Raw genomic sequence first — 26,016 nt, forward strand, 5'->3', positions numbered from 1 at the left:
TTCATGAAAACATGACCGTTTTTTCATTAAAATATCACAAATGAATTGTAATATAGTGTTATTCAAACTATATACAGGAGAAACACATATGAGAAAAGCATTTGTACTGGTACTTTTAGTCGTCATTTGTTTCATTATGGTGTCGTGTGATACTCTTTCAACCGATTCAAATGCATCAACTACCACAAATTCAAGTGAGACGACTTCTTCCATAGGAGTAACATCCCAAATTACGTTAGATGAAGAGGATACCTTAGATTCAGAATTAGTAGAAGATGAAACAGTTACGTTTGCTGTCTCTTCCATTTCATCAACCACAAATCAAGTTTTAATAGAAGACAACAAAGTAATTATTTCAACTGCAGGAACTTATCTCTTACAAGGAGTGAGTAACAATGTGTCTATTTATATAGATGTTTCCAGCAATGAACAAGTGACTCTTTTATTAGATGATGTCCATTTAACAAGTTTAGATGGACCAGTCATCGAAGTTGAAAATGCAGATAAAGTGATATTAAATTTAGTAGAAGGAACTTCAAATTCATTAACAGATTCCAAATCTTCACTAACCGATTTTAAAGCAACAATTTCGAGTAATGATGATGTTACGATTAACGGCTCTGGAAGTTTATCTATTTATGCTAATTACAAAAATGGTATCTCGAGTGATGATGATTTGGTAATTACCAATGGTGTGATTATAATTGATGCCGCAAACAATGGCGTTAAAGTCAATAACGACGTATTTATCACGAATGTGGATTTAACCATTTCTTGTTTAAATGATGGAATTCAAGTCGAAAACACCGATGAGGAAACTTTGGGTAATTTAGTTATTGAAAACGGAGAGTTTGATATCGATGCTTATGGAGATTGTTTTGATGTTACAAACGTCATTGCCATTTCAGAAGGAGTTTTTCTCCTTCATTCAGGAGATGGAAATTACGACATAAATTCAGTAAGTGGAAAAGGAATGAAAGCCTCTCAAGGAATCAATATTTTAGGAGGAACATATACGATTTTATCAAGTGATGATGGACTTCACTCAAATAGTGACTTGTACATTCAAGGCGGAATCATTTCCATCTCTTCAAATGATGATGGTATCCATTCAGATGAAACGCTAGTGATATCAGGCGGAGAGATCAATATATCAAAATGTTACGAAGGTCTTGAATCGTTAAATATTACTATCAATGGAGGATCTATTCACATCAATGGAGGATCTATTCACATCAATGCAAGCGATGATGGAATCAACGTAGCTGGAGGAAGCGATTCATCAAGTTCTTTTCCTTTTGATCCACGACTTGAATCAAGTGAAAATGCAATTCTTACAATAAATGGAGGATATGTATATGTCATTTCATCTGGAGATGGGATTGATGCAAATGGACAAATTATCATGACAGGAGGAGTGGTGTTAGTAAACGGACCTACAAGTGATGGAGATGGACCGATTGATTACAATGTATCTTTTAAAATAACAGGAGGAATATTGATAGCTACTGGATCTTCTGGAATGGCTCAAAACGTAGGTGCCACATCTACTCAACCGGGAATACTTATTAAATTAAGTTCAGAAACAACAAATCTAATTCATCTTGAAGATGAACTTGGAAATACTATTCTTCATTTTCAACCTGTAAAAAAATATGAATCTATTGTTATATCTTGTCCTTTGCTTGAAATAGGAGATGCCTATAAACTATATTTAGGAGGGTCTCTTGTTGAAAACACTTTAAATGAAGATGGATATAGTCTTGAAGGAGTATATCAAAAGGGAACATTACTTCAAAGTTTTACTTTAACCAGTCTTACGTACTCGATAGGAACGTCTTCATTTGATCCAAGAAGATAAAATACAGATGATTTCATTCGTCAAGCAAAACTATGAAATCATCTTGTTTTTTTAAAGTTCGAAGCGTATAATTTTGTATTAGGTGATACCTTTGGAAAATATAAAACAAGAACAAAATTTAGTAAAACGTGGATTTATAAATATTGTTTTCTTAGGGCTTGTCAGTCTATTTATTGATTTGTCAACTGAAATGGTCTATCCACTAGTAACTATTTATTTATCCACATTTGCAAGTGTTCAAATTATTGGAGTGATTGAAGGAGCTGCAGAGAGTTTAGCTGCACTTTTAAAAGTATATTCAGGCTACCTAGGAGATAAATTTCATTTTAAAAAACGACTTGCTTTTTTAGGGTATTCTAGTGCGATTTTTTACAAAATATTATTATTCTTTTCTTTTGGTTGGGTTGGCGTATTTTTTGCTAAATTGGTTGATCGAATTGGAAAAGGAATTCGAACAGCACCAAGAGATGCTTTAGTTGCGGAATCTGGTGAACAAGCACTTGGAAAAGCATTCGGTATTCATAAAATGCTTGACATGTTAGGTTCTGCACTGGGTGTGTTAATTGCTTTCTTTCTTTATGGATATTTGGTGAATGAAAATCAAGGATTAGTTGATGTTGAAGCGTTTAAAAAAATCTTTTTAATTTCAATCATTCCTGCTGTAATAGGTGTGATTTTTCTATTGTTTGTACGAGAAACTAAAAAAGAGAGAAAAGAAGTACACACATTTCATTTGAAAGGCATTAAAATAGATTCCAAATTAAAATTTTACATTGGTATCGTATTATTATTTAGTATAGGTAATTCAAGTAATGCTTTTTTAATTCTTAAAATATATGAAATTGGGTTTAGTCCTCAAAATGTATTACTCCTTTATTTAATCTATAATGTTACAACTTCTTTATTTGCCATTCCATTAGGAAAATTATCTGATAAAATTGGTAGAAGAAGACTCGTAGTTCCAGGTTATTTGTTATATGGTATTGTCTATTTTGGGTTTGCACTATTTGAAACTCAAACGTATATAATCATTTTATTTATCTTATATGGTCTATATCAGGCATTTATTACTGGTGCTGAAAAAGCTTATATTTCTGAATATTCACCAAAAGAAATGAAAGGAACGATGTTAGGACTCTATGGAACAGCACAAGGAATAGGTCTTTTGTTTGCTTCTTTGATTGCGGGGTTCTTATGGACAGTTATTGGTCCAAATGCACCTTTTGTACTAGGGGGTATTACTGGAATTGTTTCTGCTGTGTTAACATTTATCGTTATGAGTAAAAAAACAAAAAAACTTACTGAAGTTAAATAATCTGTTTTTCAAAAATTAACATAAAAAGATGTCGCATATTGCGACGTTTTTTGATAAAATATAAGAAAGCGGGAAGTAGCTCAGCTTGGTAGAGCACTTGGATGGGGTCCAAGGGGTCGCAGGTTCAAATCCTGTCTTTCCGACCATTAAGAAAAAAAAGAACTTTTGCAAGTTCTTTTTTTTGTTTGTCATAAAAGATGTAAAATTCTAATCAAGTATAAGTTAATATAGGTCAATTTCCTAGTTAAATTTGAGTTAAGATAAAAATTTTATTGAGTTAAGTCATTAATTTGTAAAATGGACTTGAAAGCCATTTTCTTATAGTGTAAAATACTTAAAGATAGGAGGTGATTTTCTTGAGTAGACTTAGTGAATTTAAATTGAAAAAGCAGAAACAAACCAAATCAGAAATTCTCAAAAATTGGTTATCTTCTTTTGTTATAACCGTTGCAGTAGTCGTAGTTGCGGTTGTATATATTCCTAAAAGTCCAGTGGCTTCCAATCTGAGAGTAACTGCTTTCACTCAAGAAGTCGCATACTTTATTCACGTTGAAGATGAAGATGAGGCAATTATCGACGGAACGCTTAAGATCATTCTTCAAAATCAAATGGAATATTTTGAATATTTTCTCACTTTAGGAGACAATCAAGGACTCTTTTATGGGTTAAATGAAAATACAGATTATCAAGTAATGGTTTTAGCAGATAAAGGATTTGGACTGGAAACACTTGCGAAAGAAAATGTCACAACACTTGACATACTTAAGGGAGCTATCATTGGAATTGGATTAGATAGTACTGTACAAGATTATTACTTAAGTTATTTATGTAGAACGTTTTATAGTGATCCAAACATAGAGTTAAAAAATATTACTTTCAAGTATCACTATACGTTCCCAGGTGAAGAAGAGAGTTTGGATTATCAAACCATCAACATTACGAGTTTTGATCAAGAGTTTTTGATTGAAAATATTCCAAATTACAACGTCACGATTCATTTGATTTTAGAAGGCACTCTTCAAAATGATGAAGTAATTATTTTAGATGAACTATCATTTAAAACACCACTCTATCTTTCCGCTTCTTTTTATTTAGATCAGGTGACGTCTAATAGCATTTCCGTATACACTTATGCAGACTTTCAGGCTGTTCCAGATATAACATACATTGTTTTTCTAAAAAAAGATGATAAAGTTGTAAAACAAATTGAAATTGAAAACACAGAAGATACAATACACTACGAAATGCCACCCATTCTGTTTGATGGATTATTAAAGGATACAGATTATACTTTAGAGTTAGTAGCCTCTTATCTTGATCCTGATACATCAAAACAGGTGACTCTCGTCGTTTCTACTTTGGAGGCAAGAACAATAGGTGATTACACTGCAAGTATCGTCATCGATAAATTAGATACGTATTACTCAATTACTATAACGGTTGAAGATCCTAATCACTTCTTCCAAAACGGTTTTTACTGGATTTACGAAGAAACCATTGATTATGATGTGTTTGTAACATCACTATCGTTTGACTTTGTCCCCTCAGGAAACATAAAAACCGCAACGTTTATAGTCGATTTACAAAGTTATCCTAATTATCACATTAATTTAGGAATTAGGTCAGATTCAGTTTTTTATTATTATGTCATATTAGATACCATTCAAGTGAATGAATAGAGGAGAAGAAAATGAAAAAATTTAAATTATTACCGAAAAAAGAAAAAATTCGTTTTATCGTTGTCACATCCATTATTGTACTATGTTTGCTTTTGGGAATGTTTTCAGGAATCTTGTTTGCAGAAACGACTTTTGCAAATATCATTTCCAATAGTGTAGGGAAATTCTTTGATTTGATTGGGTTCTTTCAAAACAACTATGTCATTTTACTTGAATGTCTGACCATTATCGTATTTGTCTGGATTTTAAATAAAATTCTTTTATTTATTATCACAATTTTTACAAAAAAAGGAATGAGAAGTGAAACCATTGGGAATTTATTAAAAAGCGTTGTAAAATATGTCACAATCATTATTGCTGCTTTCTTAATTCTTAGCGCATGGAATGTCCCAACACCGACTTTACTTGCTGGAGCTGGAATAATAGGGCTTGCTTTAAGTTTTGGAGCACAAAGCTTAATTGAAGACGTAATTAGCGGTTTATTTATTATTTTTGAGAAACAATTCTCTATTAGTGATGTCATTCAAATTGGAGATTTTCGTGGTACTGTAATCGAAATAGGAATTCGAACAACGAAATTTGAAGACATCAGTGGAGACGTCAAAATTATTAATAATTCCGATATTAGAGGTGCTATTAATACTTCAAGCCAATTATCACCAGCCATTTGCAGAATTTCAATCAGTTATCAAGAAGATATTTTAAGAGTGGAAGAAGTTTTGAAAAATAATCTTCATTTAATTAAAAACAAAATCCCTGATATTGTAGAAGGACCTTATTATCGCGGCGTAGAAGAATTAGGTGAATCTTCAGTTGTATTACGAATTTTCGCCAGAACAAAAGAATCAAAAAGACACCAAGTATTAAGAGATTTAAATCGTGAAATGAAAGTATTGTTTGATCAAAATAACATTCAAATTCCTTTCCCTCAAATGGTTGTACATTACGAAAATACAGAACCAAAAGTTTAAATGAATTAAAGCCAATCTTGCATGAGATTGGCTTTTTTAAATAGAACTTTTCAATTAGTTAAAAGCATGATATAATAGATTCAAAATTGGAGTCATAGCTCAGTGGGAGAGCACCTGCTTGACGTGCAGGGGGTCGGGGGTTCAAACCCCTCTGGCTCCACCATATTTTTAAAACAAGAGCATTTTCTTCTGAAATGTTCTTTTTATTTTTTTAAATTCAAATCAAATCCGTACTTTTGTTAATTACAGTATTTTGATTATTATGCCTAAGTTTTTCTTGATTTTTAACGAATATAAATCATCATTTCTAAAACAAAAGAAGTTATATGTAAAATACAAAAACAATCAAAGTAGAGTGTGATATAATTATTTAAGTAAAGAGAATAGTAGGTGAAGAATATGAATCCACAAAATATTTTAATCATTGGTGGGGGAGCAAGTGGAATAGTTGCCGCCATTATCGCGAAAAGAGCAAAGGCATCCGTAACCATTTTAGAACGAAATCCACGCATAGGGAAAAAGATTTTGGCAACGGGGAATGGCCGTTGTAATTTTACCAACATTTTTGCTACAAACCAAGACTATAATCATCCTGAATTTGCCTTGAAAGCACTTGAAACGTTTGGTCCACACGAAACCATTCATTTTTTTGAAGAACTGGGCATAACCCCAAAAACTGAAGAGTTAGGTAAAACATTTCCTTTGTCTGAACAAGCTTCAAGTATGGTGGATGTTTTATTATATGAATTAGATAAACAAAATGTGATTGTAAGAACGGATTCTTATGTCCAAAAAATCGTAAAAACTAACGACGGTTTTACTGCTTATTTACCAGGTAATTCAACGTTAAAGGCTGATAAAGTTATTCTTTGTACTGGTGGGAAAGCAATGCCAAAAAGCGGAAGCGATGGATCAGGATTTGTTCTTGCAAAACAACTAGGGCATCATATAACACCTATCTTTCCTGCATTAGTTAAATTAAAATTAAATTGTCCATATTTAAAACAACTTGATGGAGTAAAAATTCCTGGAACGGTTGAATTGATACATAATGGAGAAGTTCTTCAAGTTGAAAAAGGAGACATTTTATTTACTAGTTATGGAATTAGTGGCCCAACCATTCTACAACTAAGTCGAAAGGCAAATCAATTGTTATTACAACATGAAGAAATAACTTTGAAAGTAATCTTAGTAGATTCCTTATCCAAAGAACAGGTAAAAAGAAGATTTGATTTGGCTTTAGATAAACCAATAGATTTTAGTTTAGTTGGTTTAATTAATAAAAGACTTATTTCTGCTATTTTAAAAGAGGCAGGAGTCACAAAACAAAACTCTCTTGTTTCTGATGTAGATAAAAATCAAGTGATGAGAATAGTTGATTTGCTCTTTGATTGGCGATTTACCGTAAATGGAAGTAAAAGTTTTGAAGATGCTCAAGTGACTGCTGGAGGCATTGACATTTTGGAAATAAATAAGAATACAATGGAATCCACTCTAATTCCTGGACTTTATTTTGCAGGAGAAATTATCGATATAGATGGTCTTTGTGGAGGGTTTAATCTTCAGTGGGCTTGGTCAAGTGGATACTTAGCTGGAAAAAACGCAAGTATTAGAGGTTCATATGATTCGAATCATTGATTTAAAATTAGAACTAAAGGATGCTTTAACTACCGAACAAGAAATGACTAATTTGACAAAATTAGTTCTTTTTTCGTGCAAATTAAATGCATCAGATTTCGTATCACTAACTATTAATAAAAAAGCCATTGATGCCAGACGAAAAGATCACATCTTTTTTGTTTTTTCTGTCGATGTGAGTGTAAAAAATGAAAAAGAATTATTAGAAAAGGGATATAGAAATGTGTCGGTTTCTAAAACATCGTCTTATAGAGAAATTGTATCAGGTACTAAAATACTAACTAAATCTCCCGTTATCGTAGGTTTTGGACCTTCTGGGATTTTTGCTGCCTTACTTTTATCTCGAAGAGGATATTCTCCTATTGTGTTAGAAAGAGGCCTTGATGTATATACTCGTTCAAACCAAATTCAACATTTTTATAAATCTGGAGAATATAATGATGAAGTATCCATTTTATTTGGCGAAGGAGGAGCAGGGACTTTTTCAGATGGGAAATTGACGACTTTAATTAGTGATGATCGATGTAGAATGGTTTTAGAGACACTTGTTCAATCTGGAGCAAATAAAGAGATTTTATACTTGAATAAACCTCATATTGGCACCGATTGTTTAAAGGAAATAATTAAGAACATTCGAGAAGAAATTATCTTAAATGGTGGAGAAATCATCTTTAACGCAAAAGTGACAAATTTCATTGTAAAAGATAACATATTAAAAGGTGTTGTTATCAACAATGAAAAAACGATTTTAACCGATGTTTGTTTATTAGGTATAGGTCATAGTGCAAGAGACACCTTTGAAGTGTTACATCAGTTGGCTTTACAAATCGTTCCAAAAGCTTTTTCCATTGGCGTTAGAATTGAACATCCTCAAAAGTTTATCAATCAAGCTCAATATGGAAAATTCGCAGATGCTTCAAATCTTGAAGCAGCTGATTATAAAATGGCATATCACAGCAAAAATAACCGTAGTGCTTATACTTTTTGTATGTGTCCTGGGGGGTATGTTGTTTGTGCAACTTCAGAATCTGGAGGCGTCGTGACTAATGGAATGAGTGAAAACAAACGAGATTCCAACAATGCAAATTCTGCATTGCTGGTCAATGTAACTCCAAACGATTTTCATTCAACTCATCCTTTATCTGGAGTTGCTTTTCAAAAAGAATTTGAAGAAAAAGCATTTTTACTTGGAGGGAAAAACTATTATGCACCCATTCAACTTGTTGGTGACTTTTTAAAAGATAAACAAAGTACTTCTTTAGGAGAAGTGATTCCTTCTTATAAACCAGGTGTTACTTTTGTTAAAATGTCAGATATCTTTCCGCCGTTTGTCATAAATACAATGAAAGAAGCCATTCTTGATTTCGATCATAAATTAAAAGGATTTGCGATGAATGATGCGGTCCTTACAGGTGTTGAAACAAGATCTTCTTCGCCAATACGTATGATTCGAAATGAATTTCATGAGTCAAATATATCCGGACTATTTCCTATGGGAGAAGGAGCCGGATATGCTGGAGGAATCATGTCTTCTGCAGTAGATGGAATAAAAACGGCTGAACAAATTATCAATAAATTCAAGAGTGTTAAAACAAATTAACCTCATTGTATTTATTTTCGAATAACTACCAATAAAAACCATGCTTTATTTGTTTACATTTATGAATGAATAGGAGATGATTTAGTTGAAGGTAAAAAAAATACTAGTAATTTCGCTTCTTGTAATCAGTATTCTTACTATTTGCGCATATTTTATAGTTATTCCACAAGTGACTTTTACCGGTCAAGTTGAAGATGTTTATGATTCATCTCTATTAGTAACTGCCAAAAGCGGCGCATTAAGTTCTGGACAATTTCAAATAAGAATTGATGATAAAACGATTCTACTTGATTCAAATAACAACCCAATTGAAATTGATTCTATTTCGGCTTTTAATACAATATCTGTCATCTATTATGGTGGGATTTTGGAGTCAAATCCCGGGATTATAACTCATTGTTATAGAATTAAAGTGTTAGAGTAAGTGACTAGGGCAAATCTAAAATGTTTTTAATTATACATTGATAAGAAATAAATTGCATTACATTATTTTAACAATTATCAAAAATAGGCGCAAAGATTTAAAGCGTCTTTTTTTATGCCTTACTTTAGAAAGAATTCCTTGTTTATTTAGTATATTTATAAAAAAAGTCAAAAAAAGCTAAAAGTATGGATACCTTTTAGCTTTCTCTTTGTCAGTTAATTTTTTTAGAGATTGTAATACATTTGAAATTCAAGTGGGTGAGGCATCTTATTAATTAATGCATGTTCTTTTCGAATTCGTTCAAGGTGATTATTTAGAATGTTTTTGGAAAATATTTGATCAACAAGTAGATATTCATAGTCTTTTTCTAGCGCCTCTGCGGCTTCAAGCAAAGAAGCTGGAAGACTTTTAATTTTTAATTTTTCGTCTTCAGATAAACTGTATAAATTTACATCAAAAGGTCCATATCCCATTTTAGAAGGATTCATTTTATTTTTGATACCATCAAATGCAGCAAGCATGATTGCGCTATACGCAAGATAAGGGTTTGCCATTCCATCGGGACTTCTGAGTTCAAAACGTTTTTCCGTTTCATCAATAGCATATCCTGGAATTCGAATGACTGCACTCCTGTTTGCTGTTGCGTAACCTATGGTTACAGGAGCTTCAAAACCTGGAACAAGTCTCTTATATGAATTTGTGGAAGGATTAGTAAGAGCAGTTAAACTAGGCGCATGAAATAAAATTCCTCCTATGGCATATAAGGCTATATCAGACAATTGAGAATACCCATTTTTATCATACATAATAAATTTATTATCCTTTTTTAATTGAATGTGTACATGAAGACCGCTTCCACATTCATTTGCAAAAGGTTTTGGCATAAAAGTAATTGTTTTAGACATTTGAACAGCAGTAAGATTCAAAATGTTTTTTAATTTTAGAGAACGATCTCCCATTTCTTTGATTCCTGCAAAGTTTACTTCAATTTCCACTTGTCCTGGTCCACCATTTTCTGAATGGTGATATTTTACTGGAATCCCAACTTTTTCAGCTTCAAGAACGACTTTAGTACGATATTCGTAACTAGAATCAAATGGAGAATCTAGATGATATCCGCCATGATTTTGAACTTTAAAACCTAAATTTTTGGTTTCATCTTTACCCATATTCCAATCTGCTTGGCTACTATCAATTTTAACTTCAACATGTTGATTGGTATTTTTAAAGGAAATGTGATCAAGAACGTAAAACTCGAATTCTGGTCCAAGTAAGCAAGTATCAGCAATTCCTTCTTTTTTCATATAATTTTCCGTTTTTTCAGCAATATATCTTGGATCATCTTCAAAACGAATAATTTGATTGTGTTGAATTTTATAAATATTTGCAATTACAACCAATGTTTTTTCTTCTTTAAAGGAATCGAGGTAGGCACTAGAAACATCTGGAATCATAACCATATCTGATTTTTCTACTGTTAAAAAACCATAACTTGAGCCATCAAATCCAATTCCTTTTTCCATGATATCTTCTGATAATTTTGTGTTTGTGATACTAAGTCTATGCCATTTACCCTTTAAATCCACTACTTTAAAATCAATAATTTTAATTTGTTCTTGATTGCAAAAGGCAATCATGTCTTGAATTGACTTAAACATTGTTATCTCCTTTTTCTGCTCCCTAAAGCGTTTTCATCGACCGTATTATACCATATTTATGTGTGATTAGAATCATTTATTTTTTGAATAATAGATGATTTTTATGAATACATATATACTATAAATTAAATATGATGACTTTAGGGTAATATCGTAAAAGAATAGAATTGATTTGTAGATCAAAATTGTTTTTAAAATGAAATGGTTTTATATTTGTTTATAATTCACGTTGACAAGAAATAGTTCATATGCTACAATTTCTACATAATTGATAGTAAATATTTATTATTAAAATTGTTTTAAAAAATGTTAGTTACATCATTTGCCATTTCAATATTTATTTATAGGAGAATTAATGTGAGAAATATTATTACTTATGATTTCGGTGAATCATTAATATTGGTAAGTAAAGTTAATAGTAATCAGTTAGCTATTACAAAGAAGAATTTTGACAATAAAAAAGAATTGGAAATTTTTTTAATAAAAAATCATATGTTTGATGAAATTCCATTTTCATTCACAAATCATCTAAATTACTTTAAGACAATCTATATTTGTCTTCATTCATCAGCTGGATGTAATTTAAATTGTAAATACTGTTTTAATAAAGAAAAATCAAACAATTCTATATCTTTTGAAGATTCTAAGAAATTTATTGATTTGCTTATTACTAGATTTCCAAATGCAGGTAAATACATAGTAGATCCAACTGGGTCTGGCGAGCCATTATTAAAAATGGATTTAATGTTAGAGATTGCAAAATATTGTAAAGAAAAGAGTAATCAAATTAGAAAAGAAGTACTTCCCATGTTAGTCACAAATGGAACATTACTTCACAAAGATAATGTTAAATTATTACAAAACGCAGGATATATATTTGGAATTAGCATTGATGGAACAAAAAAGCAGCATGATGCAAATAGAATATTTCCGCTTGGCAAAGGAAGCTATAATACTATAATTAAAAATATAAAACAAATAAAAGAAAAGCAATATTTGGGAGGGGCAGTTACACTAACAAAAAGCAATCAAGATGTATTAACCACATTTCTTCATTTAAAAAAAATCTTTCCAACAATTAGCATTAAACCAGTACGAAATTTTAATAAGAATGGAGGGATCGATGAAACAAATGTTGAACAGATAAAAAGAGAATACACAAAATTGAATCAATATCTTTTAAGAAAAACTTTAGCAGGAAATCTGAACGATGTAGGGATTCTCTTAAATGGAGATGACTACTTCGGTAAATTTCTAACAAGAGTCATTTTAAATCAAAAAGTTTTAACGAGATGTGATACTGGTGTTGGAAGAATGTCGCTCACTGCGGATAACAAGATTGTAAGTTGTCCTGGTGCAATTGGAATTCCTGAATTAGAAATTGGTACATTAAATGAAGGATTTGACGATAAGAAAATTGAAAATATTTGGAGTACGCTTTCTAACAAGAGCAAGTGCAGTGATTGTGAAGCAAATTTTGTATGCGGTGGAGAATGTTTAGTAGTATCCTATTATTCACACAATAGAATTGATGGATTTGATTTAGTCATGTGTAATTTAAAAAAGCATTTATTCTATCTTGCTGTATTATTTAAGTTTGCAATACTAAATCACAGTTTGGATTTGTATGAAATTTTGTATGAAGGTTGTCAAACTAAAACGAAAAGATTTGATGAAGATTTGGAGCTAAAAGCTGTACTAAGCAAAACAAATAATCAATATTCTTTCCAAGAATTAAAAAATGTGAAAGATAACTTCAAAGAAGAATTTAATAGAATAAAACGAGAAACACTATAAAAGGGGAGAACTTATGAAAAAAATATTAATGATATTATTTATTTTGATTTCTATTTCAACATTTTCAATTCACGTTGAAGCGCAATTGATCTTTGATGATTTAAAATCAGACATAGATTATGAACAAATAGTCCATGAAAAAGAAAGTTTCAACGAAACTTTTTATTACCAAGGTCAAGTTGTTGCCAGTCAAGAAATTAACAAACAACAATATGAGAAAAAATTAGAAATGCAAAAACAAACCATAGCAGAAAAAGAAACTCTTCAAAGACAAAAAGCACTTGGAATGGAATTAACTGCTGAAGAAAATGCATTGCTTGACAACACTGTAATGACGTTAGCGGTTGATTTATATGGAGTATACCATAATCCAATCGTTGATAAAGTTTGCTATACAAATACATACATGTGTGGAGCAGTAGCGGTTTATGATGAAGTATCGTATTCCATCCATTATACCACTGTTATTTTATTTCCAAATCGTTCTACAAGCTTGGACATTGATAATAATCCAGCTACCCAAACACCTACAGGATATATTCATAGTAAATTAATTTGGAATGATGCTCTTCCAAGTCAACGACATACTGATTATATTTCAGTTGAATGGGACTCAGATGATTTTTCTGATATTACTTCTTCCATAAAGGGAACAATTACAAATGAATATACTGAATCAGAGCCAGTTTATTTGTTCTATATTGGAGGTATTGGATTTTTCCTGATAGACTATAACGACTATAGTTATACCAAAGTCCATAATTATACGATGGCCTCAAACCCCACTATGTTTAACCACTCAGAAAGCGGAATCGTTTTTGGAGCTCCACTTATGGATGATATTGAATATCCTGTTGACCCTTTAACAAATCCGATTGCAGATTATACTAATGTAGATGATCCATTTCCTACTCCGCTTTCATGTACTTATGTACGACATGTAAATAAAATAACTGTAGAATTACGAAGTGATATCATATATGATCATGGAACTACAATAAATCCATTAACTTTATCAAACACACAATTTGCAGGAGACTACATCCATTACTATAAAAAATTCTCAATTGATATTAGTGTAAGTAGCTCAATTACAGTTACGGGAGTTAATGCTGGAATTACCCTTTCACCTACTATTACAGATGAAATTGATATGCACCGATTAAATAAAATTCAATTTTTCTTTAACACAAGCACCTCAGGGTGTTAAAATAGAAATTGTTGTATTGAAGAAGTGAGAATATAGCTTACTTCTTCAATACAGATTTTTGGATAATTTTTGTCATTTAACATTTTAATTGAACCAAAGGAAATATTAGAAAGGAATTGTATGTAATGAATGAGAAATCTACTTTTTACATCAAAAATTACCATTTAATTTGGTTGTTTGCCATGTTATTACTAATAATAGGCATTGTAATATCGGTATCCTTTTTTTACATAACTGAAATTTCAGACATTAATGCTGAATTTGAAGGAACATTCCGAACTATTGCAAAATATGTCAGGATTGGATATCTTTTTATTTCAGGTATTATTATAGTAGTTCTAACATTGATAAATAAATTCTATTTTAAAAGTATTGATGTAAAAAAACAACAATGTCAAAAAAAAGAATATTTCTATTTTGTGTTTTTAGTACTATCTTCAGTCGGTATTGAAATATTAAGGGCAACTTCTGGGTACCTTGATTTGTTTAAATTGCATTTCGCTTTTACGATATTTGTTGTATTAGTGTTATATTTGATTTTATCATTATTGATTTCAAGAATACTATTTCAAAATAATGAATCGATTCAAGAATCGTTTCACTCTCATGAATATAAAAACTTGTTGAGATACTTCATTCCTTTTGCGGTAGTATCTATTATAAGTATGATTGATTTTTCGATATTTCAAGCTTCTTGGAAATTTAGTGTTTTTCTTTTTGCTTGTATCATTTTTTGGTATATTCAAAACATCATTATAACTAAAACAAAAGAAAAAGATAAAATCACTAATGTTTTATCTTACATTCAGATGACAGTGATTGTGCTGATTCCGCTTTTTTATTATATGTTTCATCGACTTGATTTATTGATTTTACTAATTTTAATTTATGTGTTTATGATAATCTATCTTATAAAAACAAGCAGGAAACATCATGAAAATACAGTATTTTCTATTACGAATCTTCTAAAACATTTATTCGCTTTTTTTATCTCAATTTATTTTTCTTGGCGTTTTCTTATTTCGCCTTTGTTAATAAACGATTCAATTAATTCTTGGGCAGAAGAAGTTGTAAAAAGTGCATTTTATCCGTATTTACTTACTTTGAGTTCTTACGCTATGATAATATATTTATTTATTGTTTTATTTTCCTTTTTTGAAATACTTCGTAATAGATGGCGAAAAATAGTTTAAGATAAATAAGTCTTTACGGTAAAAGGACTTTGATTGTAAAAACGATTTAATATTGATTAGAGGTTGATTTCAAAATTGTTATGATTTATACTTGAGGTAGTCCATATGATTTTTTATAATCTAAAAAAATAGATAGGAGAGACTATATGCCAAGTAAAAAAGTAGAAGAACTTCTAAAAAAGGGAAGACAATTTATTCGATTTGATGACATTGATATTGATGAACCATCAGATCAACAATTAAAATTAATTCAACCACCTCTTGTTAAAGAAAAAATGACTTCAGTTCAAATTAGTCTTCCAAGTAACTTTAAAGATTTAAAATTAGAAAAAGATATCTTGAAAGTTATTGGTCAAAGGGTTAGTCACAGAGTATATACAGAAGGAAAAATGTCTTTACTTGAATTGTCTTATTTGCTTTGGGCAACTCAAGGCATCAAAAGCATAAGAGGAAATAACTATGCAACTCTTAGAACTGTCCCAAGTGGAGGCGCCAGACATGAATTTGAAACCTATCTAATTATAAAAAAGGTAGATGGGTTAACAAATGGTGCTTATCACTATTTACCTATGACACACGAAATTGAGTTTCTGTTTGATATAGATCAAATGGATACATTAGTTAAGTCAGCTTTGGTAGGACAAGGATGGGCAACTTCAGCCAACGTCATTTTCTTTTGGAGTGTAATTCCATACCGTTCTGAATGGCGATATTCTATTTTTTCACACAGAATCATTTTGGTAGATATTGGTCATGTATGTCAAAATTTATACATTGCCTCTGAATCCATCGGACTTGGAACTTGTGCAGTGGGAGCATTTGATCGAAAAGCTTGTGATTCATTATTTCAGTTAGATGGAGAGGATGAATTTACGATTCTTGTGTCGCCGGTTGGAACCGTTTCGCAAGAAGACAAAGATAAAGAACAAGATTTCTATGCATTTTTAAAACAAGATAAATAATATGAAAAAACTATGAATTCAAAAAAAAGACCAGCAAATTACATTAGCTGGTCTTTTTTAAATGAATTAAATAAATTTATACTTTTCCTCTTGCCCAATCATCAATAAAGGAATATAGTTCTACAAATGTTGGACTTGATGCATTTCTAACGTAAAATCCACTTGTGCTCATTCCAGTTAGTAAAGCATCTTCAGGGGATAAATCTAGCATTAAACCAAGAACAAATCCAGCGTTAAAATTGTCTCCTGCTCCCGTAGTCAGTTTTGGTTTTTTAACATAAGGGCCTAATGCTTCTGAAAAGACGCCGTTTATTACGGTTGAAGAACGGTCAACTGGATGAATCACAACAGAATCAATTTTTAGATAGTGATAAAGAGAAAGATTTAAATCTTCTAAAGATACTTGCATATGAGAAAGACTTGAAGCGTCAAAAAGTTTCAAGACATTTGCGACATCATAGGCTTCTTTTTTGTTTAATCCTAATACTACAAAGAAATATGCAGAAAAAGATTTTAACAAATCAAGTGCTTCAATGATTTCTTTTGCTTCTCGTTTTTCTGGATCAGCAAGATCGACAAAAAATATCGGTTTTCTAGCTCTTTTTGGAAGAAGAGGAAAAATTTCTTTTAGAAGTTGTTTCCATAATTCAGTCATATAAGGAAGCATGGACCAGTTTACTGTCGCAAACAAATCGGTTTCACTTAAAAGTTTAATTAAACCATCTTTTCCAAGAGTTGAAATTAATTTTGTATACGTTACATCATTGAGAGAAGTCATCTTTCCTAGTAATAATTTACCATCATTAAATTCAAGAGCATCTGTGTGTCCGCTGTTTGCGATGGAATACAATGTGACGTTTTCATTCATTTTTAGAAATACTTCATCGATTGAAGGTACGCCTAAAGCTCCTATATAGGTAATGAGTGAATTGTGTTTAGCAAGCGCATTACACATAATTGGACCATTTCCACCAATTTTTTTCTGGATAGGTAATAATTCAATGTTTGTGGAAAGCCCACTAGCTTTTTCGATGCGTTTTGCAAAATCTTCTATTGTTTCAATCCGAGTGACATTTTGACTATCAAGACGTTTGTCAACTACATGAATGATTTCATCAATAAATCCGTCAAAACCAATCACCATCTTTAAATTTTTCGTTTCCTTTTGCGCCAATTTCTCAGCTAGTAACTTTTTTTGAATGTCCATAATGTATCCTTTCAAAATTTAAAATAAGTCTATAAATAGTATATCATAATCTTTTGAATTCAAAACGAATAAAGATAATTAATTCCCATGTTTTAGGATGGATAAGTATACTTAAAAGAAAATGTTCCAGTACCTGATCCTTCTGTTACCATATAAAGAGGAATTCCATAACTGTAAAATAAATCAGTATCTAAATTAGAATTTATGCTAATACCAGTTGATGGAACACTAGATGGTGTGGCGGCGTAAACTCCTCCAATAATACTAACTTTATTTCTTTTTTCATTAAAATTATCACAGAAAAAATAAACATAACCAGAAATCGTATTTCCAAATGTTACATCTCCAGTGGCTATTATAAAGGCAGGGCGACTACTTGTGCCAAACTGTAATGGTCTAGAAGCCGTTAAAGTTCCATCAATGTATAGAGTTCCTGAAATAGTTTCCGAACTAGTCTTAGTTCCATTAATAACCACATTTCCATTTACAACGACATTTCCAATAATATCACTATTAGCGTTCATGGTAAGATTTCCATTAATTACTAAGATTCTATCATTTGGAACGGTCAAATCTTTATCTTTAGGAATTATAACACTTCCTGTGACATACCAATGTCCTAATGCTGTTGGATTTGTTTGTGAGGTCAAAGCAGTTGGAGAAACCGCTTGAAATGACCCTGAAGTTGTTGTTAGACTTTGAATATAGGAGACAATACTATCAAAAGTAGTAAATTCGGTTTGAGGAGTTAACAAAGGAAAATTTGTTTCAATATAAGAAGGTATGTATACTCCAAGTAAAGTAGAAGGAGTAATCAATGGACTTAAATTAAAATCATTTTCCGTTCCAGAATATTGAAAGACTAAATCATAAGTTGAGTTACTAGTAGCAGAACCTGTAATATAGCTTAAAACAGTTTTTGTATCAGAAACGTTTTGAGAAATCATCCATAAATTAGTTCCAATTGATTCAATGGTTACTTCCATGTATGCCGAAAGTGCATTTAAGTAGGTTGGTTCGAGATTTTGATCTCTTACAATGATTTGGATTGTTGCATCAACTTTTTGGACAGCATTAACATATTTTTCTGAAGATTCGATGGAGTTATCAATTAAGGATGCTTGCCTTATAGCTACCGTTAATAAAGTCGCCACAATTGCAAACACAAAAGTGACGATTGCAATCATCAGTGGAAGGCCCATGCCTTTTTTATTTTTAAGAATATTCATACATTGCAATCCTCCTTTACTAAAACTAAAGTTATGGCGTCGCTAATATTTCAAAAGTATATCCAGCGTAAAAAGTATATAAATTAGCAGTGGAAGACTCTAACACAATCTCAAAGACAATATACACATTATTTGAGTCTTCTGTAATTTGAATATTACTACTGGAATGAAGAGAAAAGTAATCGTTTTCGATTGGAATTTGATCTAACAAAATCTCTCCGGGTTCTATATCCATCTCAAATTCAAGAATTGGATCATATACTTCTAACACTACATCATTTTGAATAGGATCAAACACATAAGCAAAATGATTTTCAAGGATAATGCATTCTGAATTATGCCAACAAAGCGAATAATCCGTGGGCGAAAAATCTTGCATCCTAGTTTCTAGAATTCTGGTAATTAATTGTCCTTGTGTATTTGCTTTACCATTTTCTAAGATTTTGGCGGATGCATTTGAAATAATTGTCAAGATGCCAGCAACTAAACCAATTGCAATGGCAAAAATAACGATAGATGCTAAAAGTTCAACTAAACTGACTCCTTTTTTATTGAATGGTTTCATCATAGAGTATTCCTTCTAATTCGATAGTTTTTAAAGAATAGTACTCAATAACAACAGAAAAATGAATGATGTGATATTCTTCCGATTGAATGGTAGGAGCTAAAAAAGTGATAACGACATTTTCATCATAAGAGATACCATCTAGCGTATATAAAAAGCTATCGCAAGAAAATGGGGAACCACTTGTTTGACAGTTAGTTGAATTCAAAATCTTTTCCGAACCATCAAGCCATAAAGCGACTTCGTCGTACGATGCAGAAGTAATTATATCATCTCGAATTAAAGAACCAACTTCGACTGCTAAGATTCGTCTTTGAGTGGAAATGCCTTGAATGCGTATATTCATTAATATTGTAATACCTACTGCCAAAACAGAAGCGATAATAAAAATAGAAGCGACTGCTTCGATTAATGTAAATCCTTTTTTGTTTGAGATAATCAAAAAGAGTCACCTCCTAATCAAATTCTTAAGTTCATTATATCATAATCCATATTGTAAATGAAAACCAATTTTGGATAGTTTTTTTCAAATACTTTAAGTAAATTTTAAAAACATGAAATAATTATCAAATGATTTGGTATAATAAAGTTGTATAAGAGGTGGATTATGAGACAATTTATCAAATTCTTAAAACAAAAAACTTATTTATTTGTGGCTATTATGACACTTATACTTTCTTTAATTTTTGCAGGGGGAACCCTACTCTTTTTTAATATCCAAAATGATATAGATCTGACTAGTCTTGGATTTATTTATCTTGGAAATTATTCGACTGATGAATATGATTCGGTTTTGAGTGAAAACATCGCTTCATGGAAGACCTCTTCAGAATATACGATTTTTTTTCAAGAATATGAGTTGGAAATCAATTTAACTTATTTTTATTTTGATTTAGAACAGACGCTTCTTTCCATAACAAAAAACACTGAAAATGTTGCTTACTTTAGTCTAACCATGGAAAATCAAATCGCTCTTGAAAACGATTTAATAGATCAATTTTCAGAAACAACAATCGCTCAGATAAATTTTGATGCTTTTCTACTTGATTTAAATCAAGATATGATGAATTTGTCGCGAATTAAGACATACGATTTGCGTGATTATCTTGATGAATATTTTGCTTTAAGCGTGATAAATGAAATTGAAGTGACCCAAATCAACGAAGAAGATATAAATGAAATCACACAAGCAGTGAGTAGCATCGTGATTTTTGCTAACCAACGATTTTCTTTGCTAAATGAATTATTAAGTTATGACTTAAGCAATGAACAAATGAGTATCATTGCATCAGGAATTCAAGAACTTACCTTGCAAACTAATTTTACTGAATTTAATTTCTTAGAATATCTTGAAATGCCCGAATGGGCGTCTCTTGGCAAAAACGTACGAATTCTTGAAATGAATCAATTCGATTTTTCTTTTTACAATCCACTTGAAGAAGATTTTTTGATTGTAATCGAACAAAAAGATGATTTAACTTTAACCTTTCAATTAAAAGGATTTCCTTATATCACGACGTTTACAATTTCTTCTGAACTTGTAACCGTCACGCCTTTTCATACCATCGTTTTAAATAATGATTTAATTGATGAGTTTACTCCTTTAGTGACTATTACAGAAACCGATACAGAATATGTATATTCTCTTTTAGTACAATCTGGAGTGAATGGAAATGTCACGTCAATTTATCGAACTTCTATAAATCTATTTGGAGAAGAAATAATCTCTAAATTATATGATTGTCAAATTGCTTCAGTAAATGAAATATATTATGAAAATATAGTTTTGAAAGGAAGCGATTAAGGATGGCTTTAAAGCGTATAGGAGATGTTTTACTTCAAGAAAAAGTCATTACCAAAGAACAAATTAAAGATGCCTTAAGCAAACAAACGATTGATGAGCGATTGGGTGAAACTTTAATTCGTTTAGAATACACAACCGAAAACCAAATTTTAAAGGCATTAGAAAATTCAACAGGAGTTGAACGAGTTTCTCTTGCAAATTATACGATTGATGAACATGCTCTATCTTTAGTCGAAGAGTCTTTTTGTAGGAGGAACAATATCATTCCTTTAAGAATAGTCGGATCCAAAATTTATTTTGCAACCTATGATCCGTTAGATTTTTCTGTGTTTGAAGAACTAAGAGTTTTAACTGGTTACAGGCCTAAAGCGTTTTCTTCACCTAAAAATGAAATTATAACTCAAATAGAAAAATATTATGGATTTACTCGTACTTTAGAAGCTTTGGGTGTGAAACAAGATGTGTTAGTGGAAGAAGCTGAAGAAGAGTCCGATATATTTGACGATACACCAATGATTAAACTCGTGAATCAAATTTTAGCATCCGCTGTTTTTCAAAGAGCGAGTGATATTCATATTGACCCACTTGATGATAAGATTTTAGTAAGATATCGAATTGATGGAGTTTTAGATGTTGTAAGAGAATTTCCAATTAGAATCTTAAATCAAATGATTAGTCGGATTAAAGTAATGTCTGGAATGGACATTACAGAAACCAGAATTCCTCAAGATGGCCGAATTCAAACACTTGTTCAACATAAAAATATCGATTTACGTATTTCGACACTTCCAACCGTAAGAGGAGAAAAGGTTGTTATGCGTATTTTGGATTTATCCGGATCCATGAATAAAATTAAATCACTAGGATTTGATGAAAAAGAAGAAGCATTGGTTCGAAAAATGATTGAAAAACCAAACGGAATTATTCTTGTTAGTGGACCAACTGGTTCAGGCAAAACGACGACACTTTATGCTTGCTTAAATGAACTTAATCAACCAGATGTCAACATTGTCACGGTTGAAGATCCCGTAGAAATTAAAGTTCAAGGAATCAATCAAGTTCAAGTACATCCTGATGTCAATCTGACTTTTGCAAATGCACTTCGCTCTATTTTAAGACAAGATCCTAATATTATTATGATTGGTGAAATTCGAGACGTTGAGACCGCTGAAATTTCGATTAGAGCGTCTTTAACAGGGCATTTAGTATTATCAACGATTCATACGAATAATGCCATTAAAACCATTACTCGCTTGCTTGACATGCAAATTGAACCTTTCTTGATTGCTTCTTCACTTTCTGGAGTTGTTTCACAAAGACTAGTCAGACGTTTATGTACTGAATGTAGTTATGAAGAAACACCATCTCCAAGTGAAATTGAGATTCTTAAAAAATATGGCATGAACGTAACTCACATAAAGAGAGCAAAAGGGTGCCCTTCCTGTAATTACAAAGGATATGCTGGACGAATTGGGATTTTCGAAGTATTGCCTGTATCCAAATCCATGCAAATGTTGATTTCTAAAAACGCAAATATAGTTGAACTTGAAAATGAAGCGAAAAAATTAGGGATGACTTCTATTTTAGATGCTGGACTTGAAAAAGTGAAACAAGGAATTACTACGCTTGAAGAAGTATTAAAAGTCGCAACGGAATAGGAGGAAAGTCTATTGGAACTCCGAAATTTTAAGTATATTGCAATAAATGCAGAAGGAAAACCAATCAAAGGCCGAATAGAAGCTTTAAATCGAGCTATTTGTTTGAAATACTTGCGTGCAAAAAATTATGAAGAAATTCGTTTAACTGAATACAAAAGCATTCTTTCAAAATTAGATCAAATATCTTTTGGCAGTATTATTAAAACAAAACAATTAATCTTTTTTTTGAAACAAGTTGGTGCATTGTTAAATGCAGGAGTTAAATTACTTCCAACTCTTGAATTGTTAGCACTTCAACAAGAAAACAGATTGTTAAGAAAATTGTTTTTCGAACTGTATCAAAATGTCTATAATGGTTTTTCTTTTTCAATTGCACTGTCAAAAAGGCCTAAAGAATTTCCGAATTTACTAGTACAAATGGTAGAGGTCGGAGAAATGTCAGGAGATTTGGCAAATACAATTAGCAAAATGGCTGATTATTATGATTATCAAATGAAAATTTCTACTCAAATCAAAGGCGCGATTAGAATGCCTGTAATTTACTTATTCTTTGCAATTGTAATTTCCATTGGAATGTTACTATTTGTTTTTCCAAATATCACAGATTTATTTGCCTCTTTTGAAGGAGCGAAGCTTCCAGCAATTACTCAGTTTTTTATAGATACAGGTCAATTTATGGCTCATTATGCTTTGTATATCTTTGGAGGACTGTTTTTGATTGTTGCTTTCTTATATATTTTAAACAAAAAAAACAAAGCATTTCATTATTTTGTTTCATACCTGTTATTAAAATTACCGATTTTTGGTAAACTTATTCGCATGAACAATCAAATACTCATGGCAAATTCTCTTGCTCAAATGATGTCAAATGGCATTAATTCTATGAAAGCACTAAATACAGTTAGAAACATACTATCTAATGTGGTTTATAAAAACGTCATTAGTAAGACCTTAATTTACATAGAAGATGAGCGACCCTTCTCAAAGGCTTTTGAAGAGAGTAACTTTATTGACCCCATTATGGCGCATATGATTTCTACAGGAGAACGCACAGGAGATATTCCAAAATTGATGGAAAATCTGTCTAGTTATTATAGTGGAATCACTGAATTACGAGTAGAACAATTAAAAAATGCCATTCAACCCATTCTATTATTACTTGTTTATGCAATCGTTGGAATGATGATTTTAGCGTTGATGCTTCCTATGTTGTCTCTTGGAGGACAAATTTAGATAATTTAATGAGAAAACGCCTAGATTATTGACATATTAATTTACTGTGATACAATTAAACTAGAACCAAATAATAAAGGAGGATATATATTATGATTCGTGCTCTAAAAAATAGAAAAGGTGTTACTTTAGTAGAACTATTAGCTGTTATTGTAATTCTAGCTATTATTGCAGCCATTGCTGTACCTACTATTGGTGGATTAATCTCAAATCAACGTGAAAAAGCTGCAGGCCTTTCATATGATGCAGTAATAGAAGCTGCTGATTATTATATTTTAGATGTTGCCACTTTAGTTGAAGACGATGAATTTACTCTTGCAGATGTCATTACAAATGGTAATTTAGATGCAAATCCATTTGATGGTGCTCCTGCTGTTACATTTACTGTTGGCGCAAATGGTACATTTACTATTACGGACCCGGCAGAGCTTACAATTGATGACTTTGTTGTATTTCCTTAAAAATTTAATTTAGTTTTTTTTAAAAGTACAATAATTAGGAGGTTATTCTTAAACTGGATGCCTCCTTTTTGTATGTAAAACATAGAATTAACCATCGTTGTAAATCAGTAAAAGATTTTTTCTGTTTTGCATTTAGTTCTTTGCTAAAATATAGTATAATAACACTAGGAATTAGTGTTTTGTAATATTCCAATAATTGAAATTATGAAAAGGAGAAACCAGTAAGAGTGTATTATTGCTTATTGTAAACAACCATATGATTATAGTATATTCCATTCTGATTTTTTTTATGGGAATGTTATTCAGTTCTTTTTTTCACTTAATGGCAGAGAGATTACCAAAAAACGAAACTCTTTTAGGCAGAAGTTATTGTCTGGATTGCAAAGAAAAATTACGATTAATTGATGTTTTTCCTTTAATTGGTTATTTGATAAATAAGGGAAAATGCCATTACTGCAAATCCAAAATTTCTTTTTACTATCCCCTTGTAGAAGTTCTAGGAGGAGCAATTTTTGTAGTAGCATACTTACTAATTGGGTTTAAAATCGAATTGTTGATAGCTTATGTATTCATTTCGGTTTTGATGATTGAGTCCATTTCTGATGCTATATACCAAATTGTTATTGATAAAATATGGATAATTGGGTTGATTCCACTTGTTGTTATACGAATCATTGAAAAACAATATTTTCAATATTTACTTTCAAGTGCTATAATGTTTTCATTATTATTTATCATTGCAGTACTTGGAAAACTTGCTTTTAAAAAAGATGCACTTGGTGGTGGAGATATTAAGTTATACATTTTCATTGGATTTTGTTTGACTTGGCCACAAGGATTACTTTCTTTGTTTATCGCTTCTTTTGTAGGAGTAATTTATGGTTTGCTCCAAAAACGAAAATCTGAAACAACAATTACACTTGTACCGTTTATTTTTTTAGGAGTTCTCCTTTCATATTTTTGGGGAAATGATATACTGAATTGGTATCTTAACTTATTGGGGATGTGATAGAAATGGCACATAAAAAATCTGATTTTAATATTTTCTTTAGTGATGATCAAATTGGATTTTATCAGCAAAAAAAGGCATCAGAACAACCCATTTTTGGTTCTTTAGAGTTAGAAAAAGGAGTTATCGTTCAAGGCCATATTTTAGATCCGGAATCACTTTTAAGTACACTAAAAAAGATTTATAAACAATATAAAATCAAACCAAAAAGTGTTAAAATGATGCTTCATGATCAAAACATATTAATTAGAGAAATCACTGTAAAAAAAGAAAGTTTACAAAGATTGACCATTGAAGAATATATTCAAACCGAAAAAGGAAAATCTCTTCATTTTCCGTTTGAAAAATCAATTATCTCTCATTACGTTCGTTTAGAAACAGAGGATAGTTTTTCGGTATTACTATTTATCGCAGATGAGAATTTGTTAAACGATTATCATGATGTGTTTGATTATCTTAAAGTGAAAGAAATTTCGTTTGATCTACCGTCGCTAGCTTTATATAATTTCTATGTTGAAAAAACAAAAACAGATATTGAAAAT

General features: G+C 31.1%; 22 protein-coding genes and 2 tRNA genes. 19 read left to right on the plus strand and 5 right to left on the minus strand.

Going from position 1 to position 26,016, the window contains the following annotated elements; all coding sequences use genetic code 11:
• The first annotated feature begins 88 nt into the window (after positions 1-88).
• The 9 genes from KJ971_08370 to KJ971_08410 all read left to right on the plus strand — a co-directional run bounded on the left by KJ971_08370 (position 89) and on the right by KJ971_08410 (position 9,488).
• Entirely contained in the window at positions 89-1,861 is a 1,773-nt protein-coding gene (locus KJ971_08370; protein MBU1145847.1) for a carbohydrate-binding domain-containing protein, read from the plus strand.
• A 190-nt stretch (positions 1,862-2,051) separates the two neighbouring features.
• The gene (locus KJ971_08375) at positions 2,052-3,176 is read left to right on the plus strand and encodes an MFS transporter (protein ID MBU1145848.1); all 1,125 of its coding nucleotides are present in this window, start codon (positions 2,052-2,054) and stop codon (positions 3,174-3,176) included.
• A 69-nt stretch (positions 3,177-3,245) separates the two neighbouring features.
• A tRNA-Pro gene (locus KJ971_08380) sits at positions 3,246-3,322 on the plus strand.
• A 210-nt stretch (positions 3,323-3,532) separates the two neighbouring features.
• The gene (locus KJ971_08385; GenBank protein MBU1145849.1) at positions 3,533-4,855 is read left to right on the plus strand and encodes a hypothetical protein; all 1,323 of its coding nucleotides are present in this window, start codon (positions 3,533-3,535) and stop codon (positions 4,853-4,855) included.
• 11 nt (positions 4,856-4,866) lie between these two features.
• The gene (locus KJ971_08390; GenBank protein MBU1145850.1) at positions 4,867-5,826 is read left to right on the plus strand and encodes a mechanosensitive ion channel family protein; all 960 of its coding nucleotides are present in this window, start codon (positions 4,867-4,869) and stop codon (positions 5,824-5,826) included.
• An 88-nt stretch (positions 5,827-5,914) separates the two neighbouring features.
• Positions 5,915-5,989: transfer RNA gene (locus KJ971_08395), tRNA-Val, on the plus strand.
• Positions 5,990-6,225: 236 nt separating this feature from the next.
• Entirely contained in the window at positions 6,226-7,464 is a 1,239-nt protein-coding gene (locus tag KJ971_08400) for an NAD(P)/FAD-dependent oxidoreductase (protein ID MBU1145851.1), read from the plus strand.
• Complete coding sequence (locus KJ971_08405; GenBank protein MBU1145852.1) at positions 7,448-9,064, plus strand: hypothetical protein; 1,617 nt, start codon at positions 7,448-7,450, stop codon at positions 9,062-9,064. The genes KJ971_08400 and KJ971_08405 overlap by 17 nt, the downstream gene beginning before the upstream one ends.
• Positions 9,065-9,149: 85 nt before the next feature.
• Positions 9,150-9,488, plus strand: a complete 339-nt coding sequence (locus tag KJ971_08410) for a YobA family protein (GenBank protein ID MBU1145853.1) — start codon at positions 9,150-9,152, stop codon at positions 9,486-9,488.
• Positions 9,489-9,712: 224 nt separating this feature from the next.
• On the opposite strand, the gene glnA is transcribed toward KJ971_08410, so the two are convergent.
• Positions 9,713-11,146, minus strand: coding sequence for a type I glutamate--ammonia ligase (gene glnA / locus KJ971_08415; protein MBU1145854.1), 1,434 nt, complete (start codon positions 11,144-11,146; stop codon positions 9,713-9,715).
• A gap of 357 nt (positions 11,147-11,503) precedes the next feature.
• On the opposite strand from glnA, the gene KJ971_08420 reads away from it, so the two are divergent.
• From KJ971_08420 to KJ971_08435, 4 genes are all read left to right on the plus strand, one after another.
• Positions 11,504-12,943 carry a 4Fe-4S cluster-binding domain-containing protein gene (locus KJ971_08420; protein MBU1145855.1) on the plus strand — a complete coding sequence of 480 codons (1,440 nt, stop codon included), beginning with the start codon at positions 11,504-11,506 and terminating at the stop codon, positions 12,941-12,943.
• 13 nt (positions 12,944-12,956) lie between these two features.
• Complete coding sequence (locus KJ971_08425; protein MBU1145856.1) at positions 12,957-14,153, plus strand: hypothetical protein; 1,197 nt, start codon at positions 12,957-12,959, stop codon at positions 14,151-14,153.
• A 125-nt stretch (positions 14,154-14,278) separates the two neighbouring features.
• Positions 14,279-15,346: a hypothetical protein gene (locus KJ971_08430; GenBank protein ID MBU1145857.1), complete on the plus strand. Its 1,068-nt coding sequence runs from the start codon at positions 14,279-14,281 to the stop codon at positions 15,344-15,346.
• Between the two features lie 194 nt (positions 15,347-15,540).
• A complete protein-coding gene (locus KJ971_08435) occupies positions 15,541-16,308 on the plus strand; it encodes a SagB/ThcOx family dehydrogenase (GenBank protein MBU1145858.1) in 768 nt (255 codons plus the stop codon).
• 76 nt (positions 16,309-16,384) lie between these two features.
• Here the strand turns inward: KJ971_08435 and KJ971_08440 are convergent, their stop codons facing one another.
• The 4 genes from KJ971_08440 to KJ971_08455 form a co-directional block, all read right to left on the minus strand.
• Positions 16,385-17,515 (minus strand): hypothetical protein, encoded by a 1,131-nt coding sequence (locus KJ971_08440; protein MBU1145859.1) that lies wholly within the window; start codon positions 17,513-17,515, stop codon positions 16,385-16,387.
• Between the two features lie 92 nt (positions 17,516-17,607).
• On the minus strand, positions 17,608-18,744 hold the full coding sequence (locus tag KJ971_08445) for a hypothetical protein (protein MBU1145860.1): 1,137 nt from the start codon (positions 18,742-18,744) through the stop codon (positions 17,608-17,610).
• 31 nt (positions 18,745-18,775) lie between these two features.
• Positions 18,776-19,312, minus strand: a complete 537-nt coding sequence (locus KJ971_08450; GenBank protein MBU1145861.1) for a type II secretion system GspH family protein — start codon at positions 19,310-19,312, stop codon at positions 18,776-18,778.
• A complete protein-coding gene (locus tag KJ971_08455; GenBank protein ID MBU1145862.1) occupies positions 19,293-19,751 on the minus strand; it encodes a prepilin-type N-terminal cleavage/methylation domain-containing protein in 459 nt (152 codons plus the stop codon). Before KJ971_08455 ends, KJ971_08450 begins: the two co-directional genes overlap by 20 nt.
• A gap of 165 nt (positions 19,752-19,916) precedes the next feature.
• Between KJ971_08455 and KJ971_08460 the strand changes: the two genes are divergently transcribed.
• The 6 genes from KJ971_08460 to pilM all read left to right on the plus strand — a co-directional run.
• Positions 19,917-21,113: a hypothetical protein gene (locus KJ971_08460; protein ID MBU1145863.1), complete on the plus strand. Its 1,197-nt coding sequence runs from the start codon at positions 19,917-19,919 to the stop codon at positions 21,111-21,113.
• A 2-nt stretch (positions 21,114-21,115) separates the two neighbouring features.
• Complete coding sequence (tadA, locus tag KJ971_08465) at positions 21,116-22,771, plus strand: Flp pilus assembly complex ATPase component TadA (GenBank protein MBU1145864.1); 1,656 nt, start codon at positions 21,116-21,118, stop codon at positions 22,769-22,771.
• Between the two features lie 12 nt (positions 22,772-22,783).
• A complete protein-coding gene (locus KJ971_08470) occupies positions 22,784-24,004 on the plus strand; it encodes a type II secretion system F family protein (GenBank protein ID MBU1145865.1) in 1,221 nt (406 codons plus the stop codon).
• Between the two features lie 92 nt (positions 24,005-24,096).
• Complete coding sequence (locus tag KJ971_08475; protein ID MBU1145866.1) at positions 24,097-24,465, plus strand: prepilin-type N-terminal cleavage/methylation domain-containing protein; 369 nt, start codon at positions 24,097-24,099, stop codon at positions 24,463-24,465.
• 235 nt (positions 24,466-24,700) lie between these two features.
• Positions 24,701-25,474 (plus strand): prepilin peptidase, encoded by a 774-nt coding sequence (locus KJ971_08480; protein MBU1145867.1) that lies wholly within the window; start codon positions 24,701-24,703, stop codon positions 25,472-25,474.
• Positions 25,475-25,479: 5 nt separating this feature from the next.
• Positions 25,480-26,016, plus strand: a 537-nt coding sequence (pilM, locus tag KJ971_08485) for a pilus assembly protein PilM (protein ID MBU1145868.1), incomplete at its 3' end; no start/stop codon positions are given.

The sequence above is a fragment of the Bacillota bacterium genome (genome assembly GCA_018818595.1).
GTDB lineage: Bacteria > Bacillota_I > Bacilli_A > Izemoplasmatales > Hujiaoplasmataceae > JAHIRM01.

Excerpts from the sequence above, each read along its gene's own strand:
- KJ971_08370 (MBU1145847.1), top strand. The coding sequence starts at position 89 with ATGAGAAAAGCATTTGTACTGGTACTTTTAGTCGTCATTTGTTTCATT.
- KJ971_08375 (MBU1145848.1), top strand. The coding sequence starts at position 2,052 with ATGGTCTATCCACTAGTAACTATTTATTTATCCACATTTGCAAGTGTT.
- KJ971_08390 (MBU1145850.1), top strand. The coding sequence starts at position 4,867 with ATGAAAAAATTTAAATTATTACCGAAAAAAGAAAAAATTCGTTTTATC.
- KJ971_08400 (MBU1145851.1), top strand. The coding sequence starts at position 6,226 with ATGAATCCACAAAATATTTTAATCATTGGTGGGGGAGCAAGTGGAATA.
- KJ971_08405 (MBU1145852.1), top strand. The coding sequence starts at position 7,448 with ATGATTCGAATCATTGATTTAAAATTAGAACTAAAGGATGCTTTAACT.
- glnA (MBU1145854.1), bottom strand. The coding sequence starts at position 11,146 with ATGTTTAAGTCAATTCAAGACATGATTGCCTTTTGCAATCAAGAACAA.
- KJ971_08425 (MBU1145856.1), top strand. The coding sequence starts at position 12,957 with ATGAAAAAAATATTAATGATATTATTTATTTTGATTTCTATTTCAACA.
- KJ971_08430 (MBU1145857.1), top strand. The coding sequence starts at position 14,279 with ATGAATGAGAAATCTACTTTTTACATCAAAAATTACCATTTAATTTGG.
- KJ971_08440 (MBU1145859.1), bottom strand. The coding sequence starts at position 17,515 with ATGGACATTCAAAAAAAGTTACTAGCTGAGAAATTGGCGCAAAAGGAA.
- KJ971_08445 (MBU1145860.1), bottom strand. The coding sequence starts at position 18,744 with ATGAATATTCTTAAAAATAAAAAAGGCATGGGCCTTCCACTGATGATT.
- KJ971_08450 (MBU1145861.1), bottom strand. The coding sequence starts at position 19,312 with ATGATGAAACCATTCAATAAAAAAGGAGTCAGTTTAGTTGAACTTTTA.
- KJ971_08460 (MBU1145863.1), top strand. The coding sequence starts at position 19,917 with ATGAGACAATTTATCAAATTCTTAAAACAAAAAACTTATTTATTTGTG.
- tadA (MBU1145864.1), top strand. The coding sequence starts at position 21,116 with ATGGCTTTAAAGCGTATAGGAGATGTTTTACTTCAAGAAAAAGTCATT.
- KJ971_08475 (MBU1145866.1), top strand. The coding sequence starts at position 24,097 with ATGATTCGTGCTCTAAAAAATAGAAAAGGTGTTACTTTAGTAGAACTA.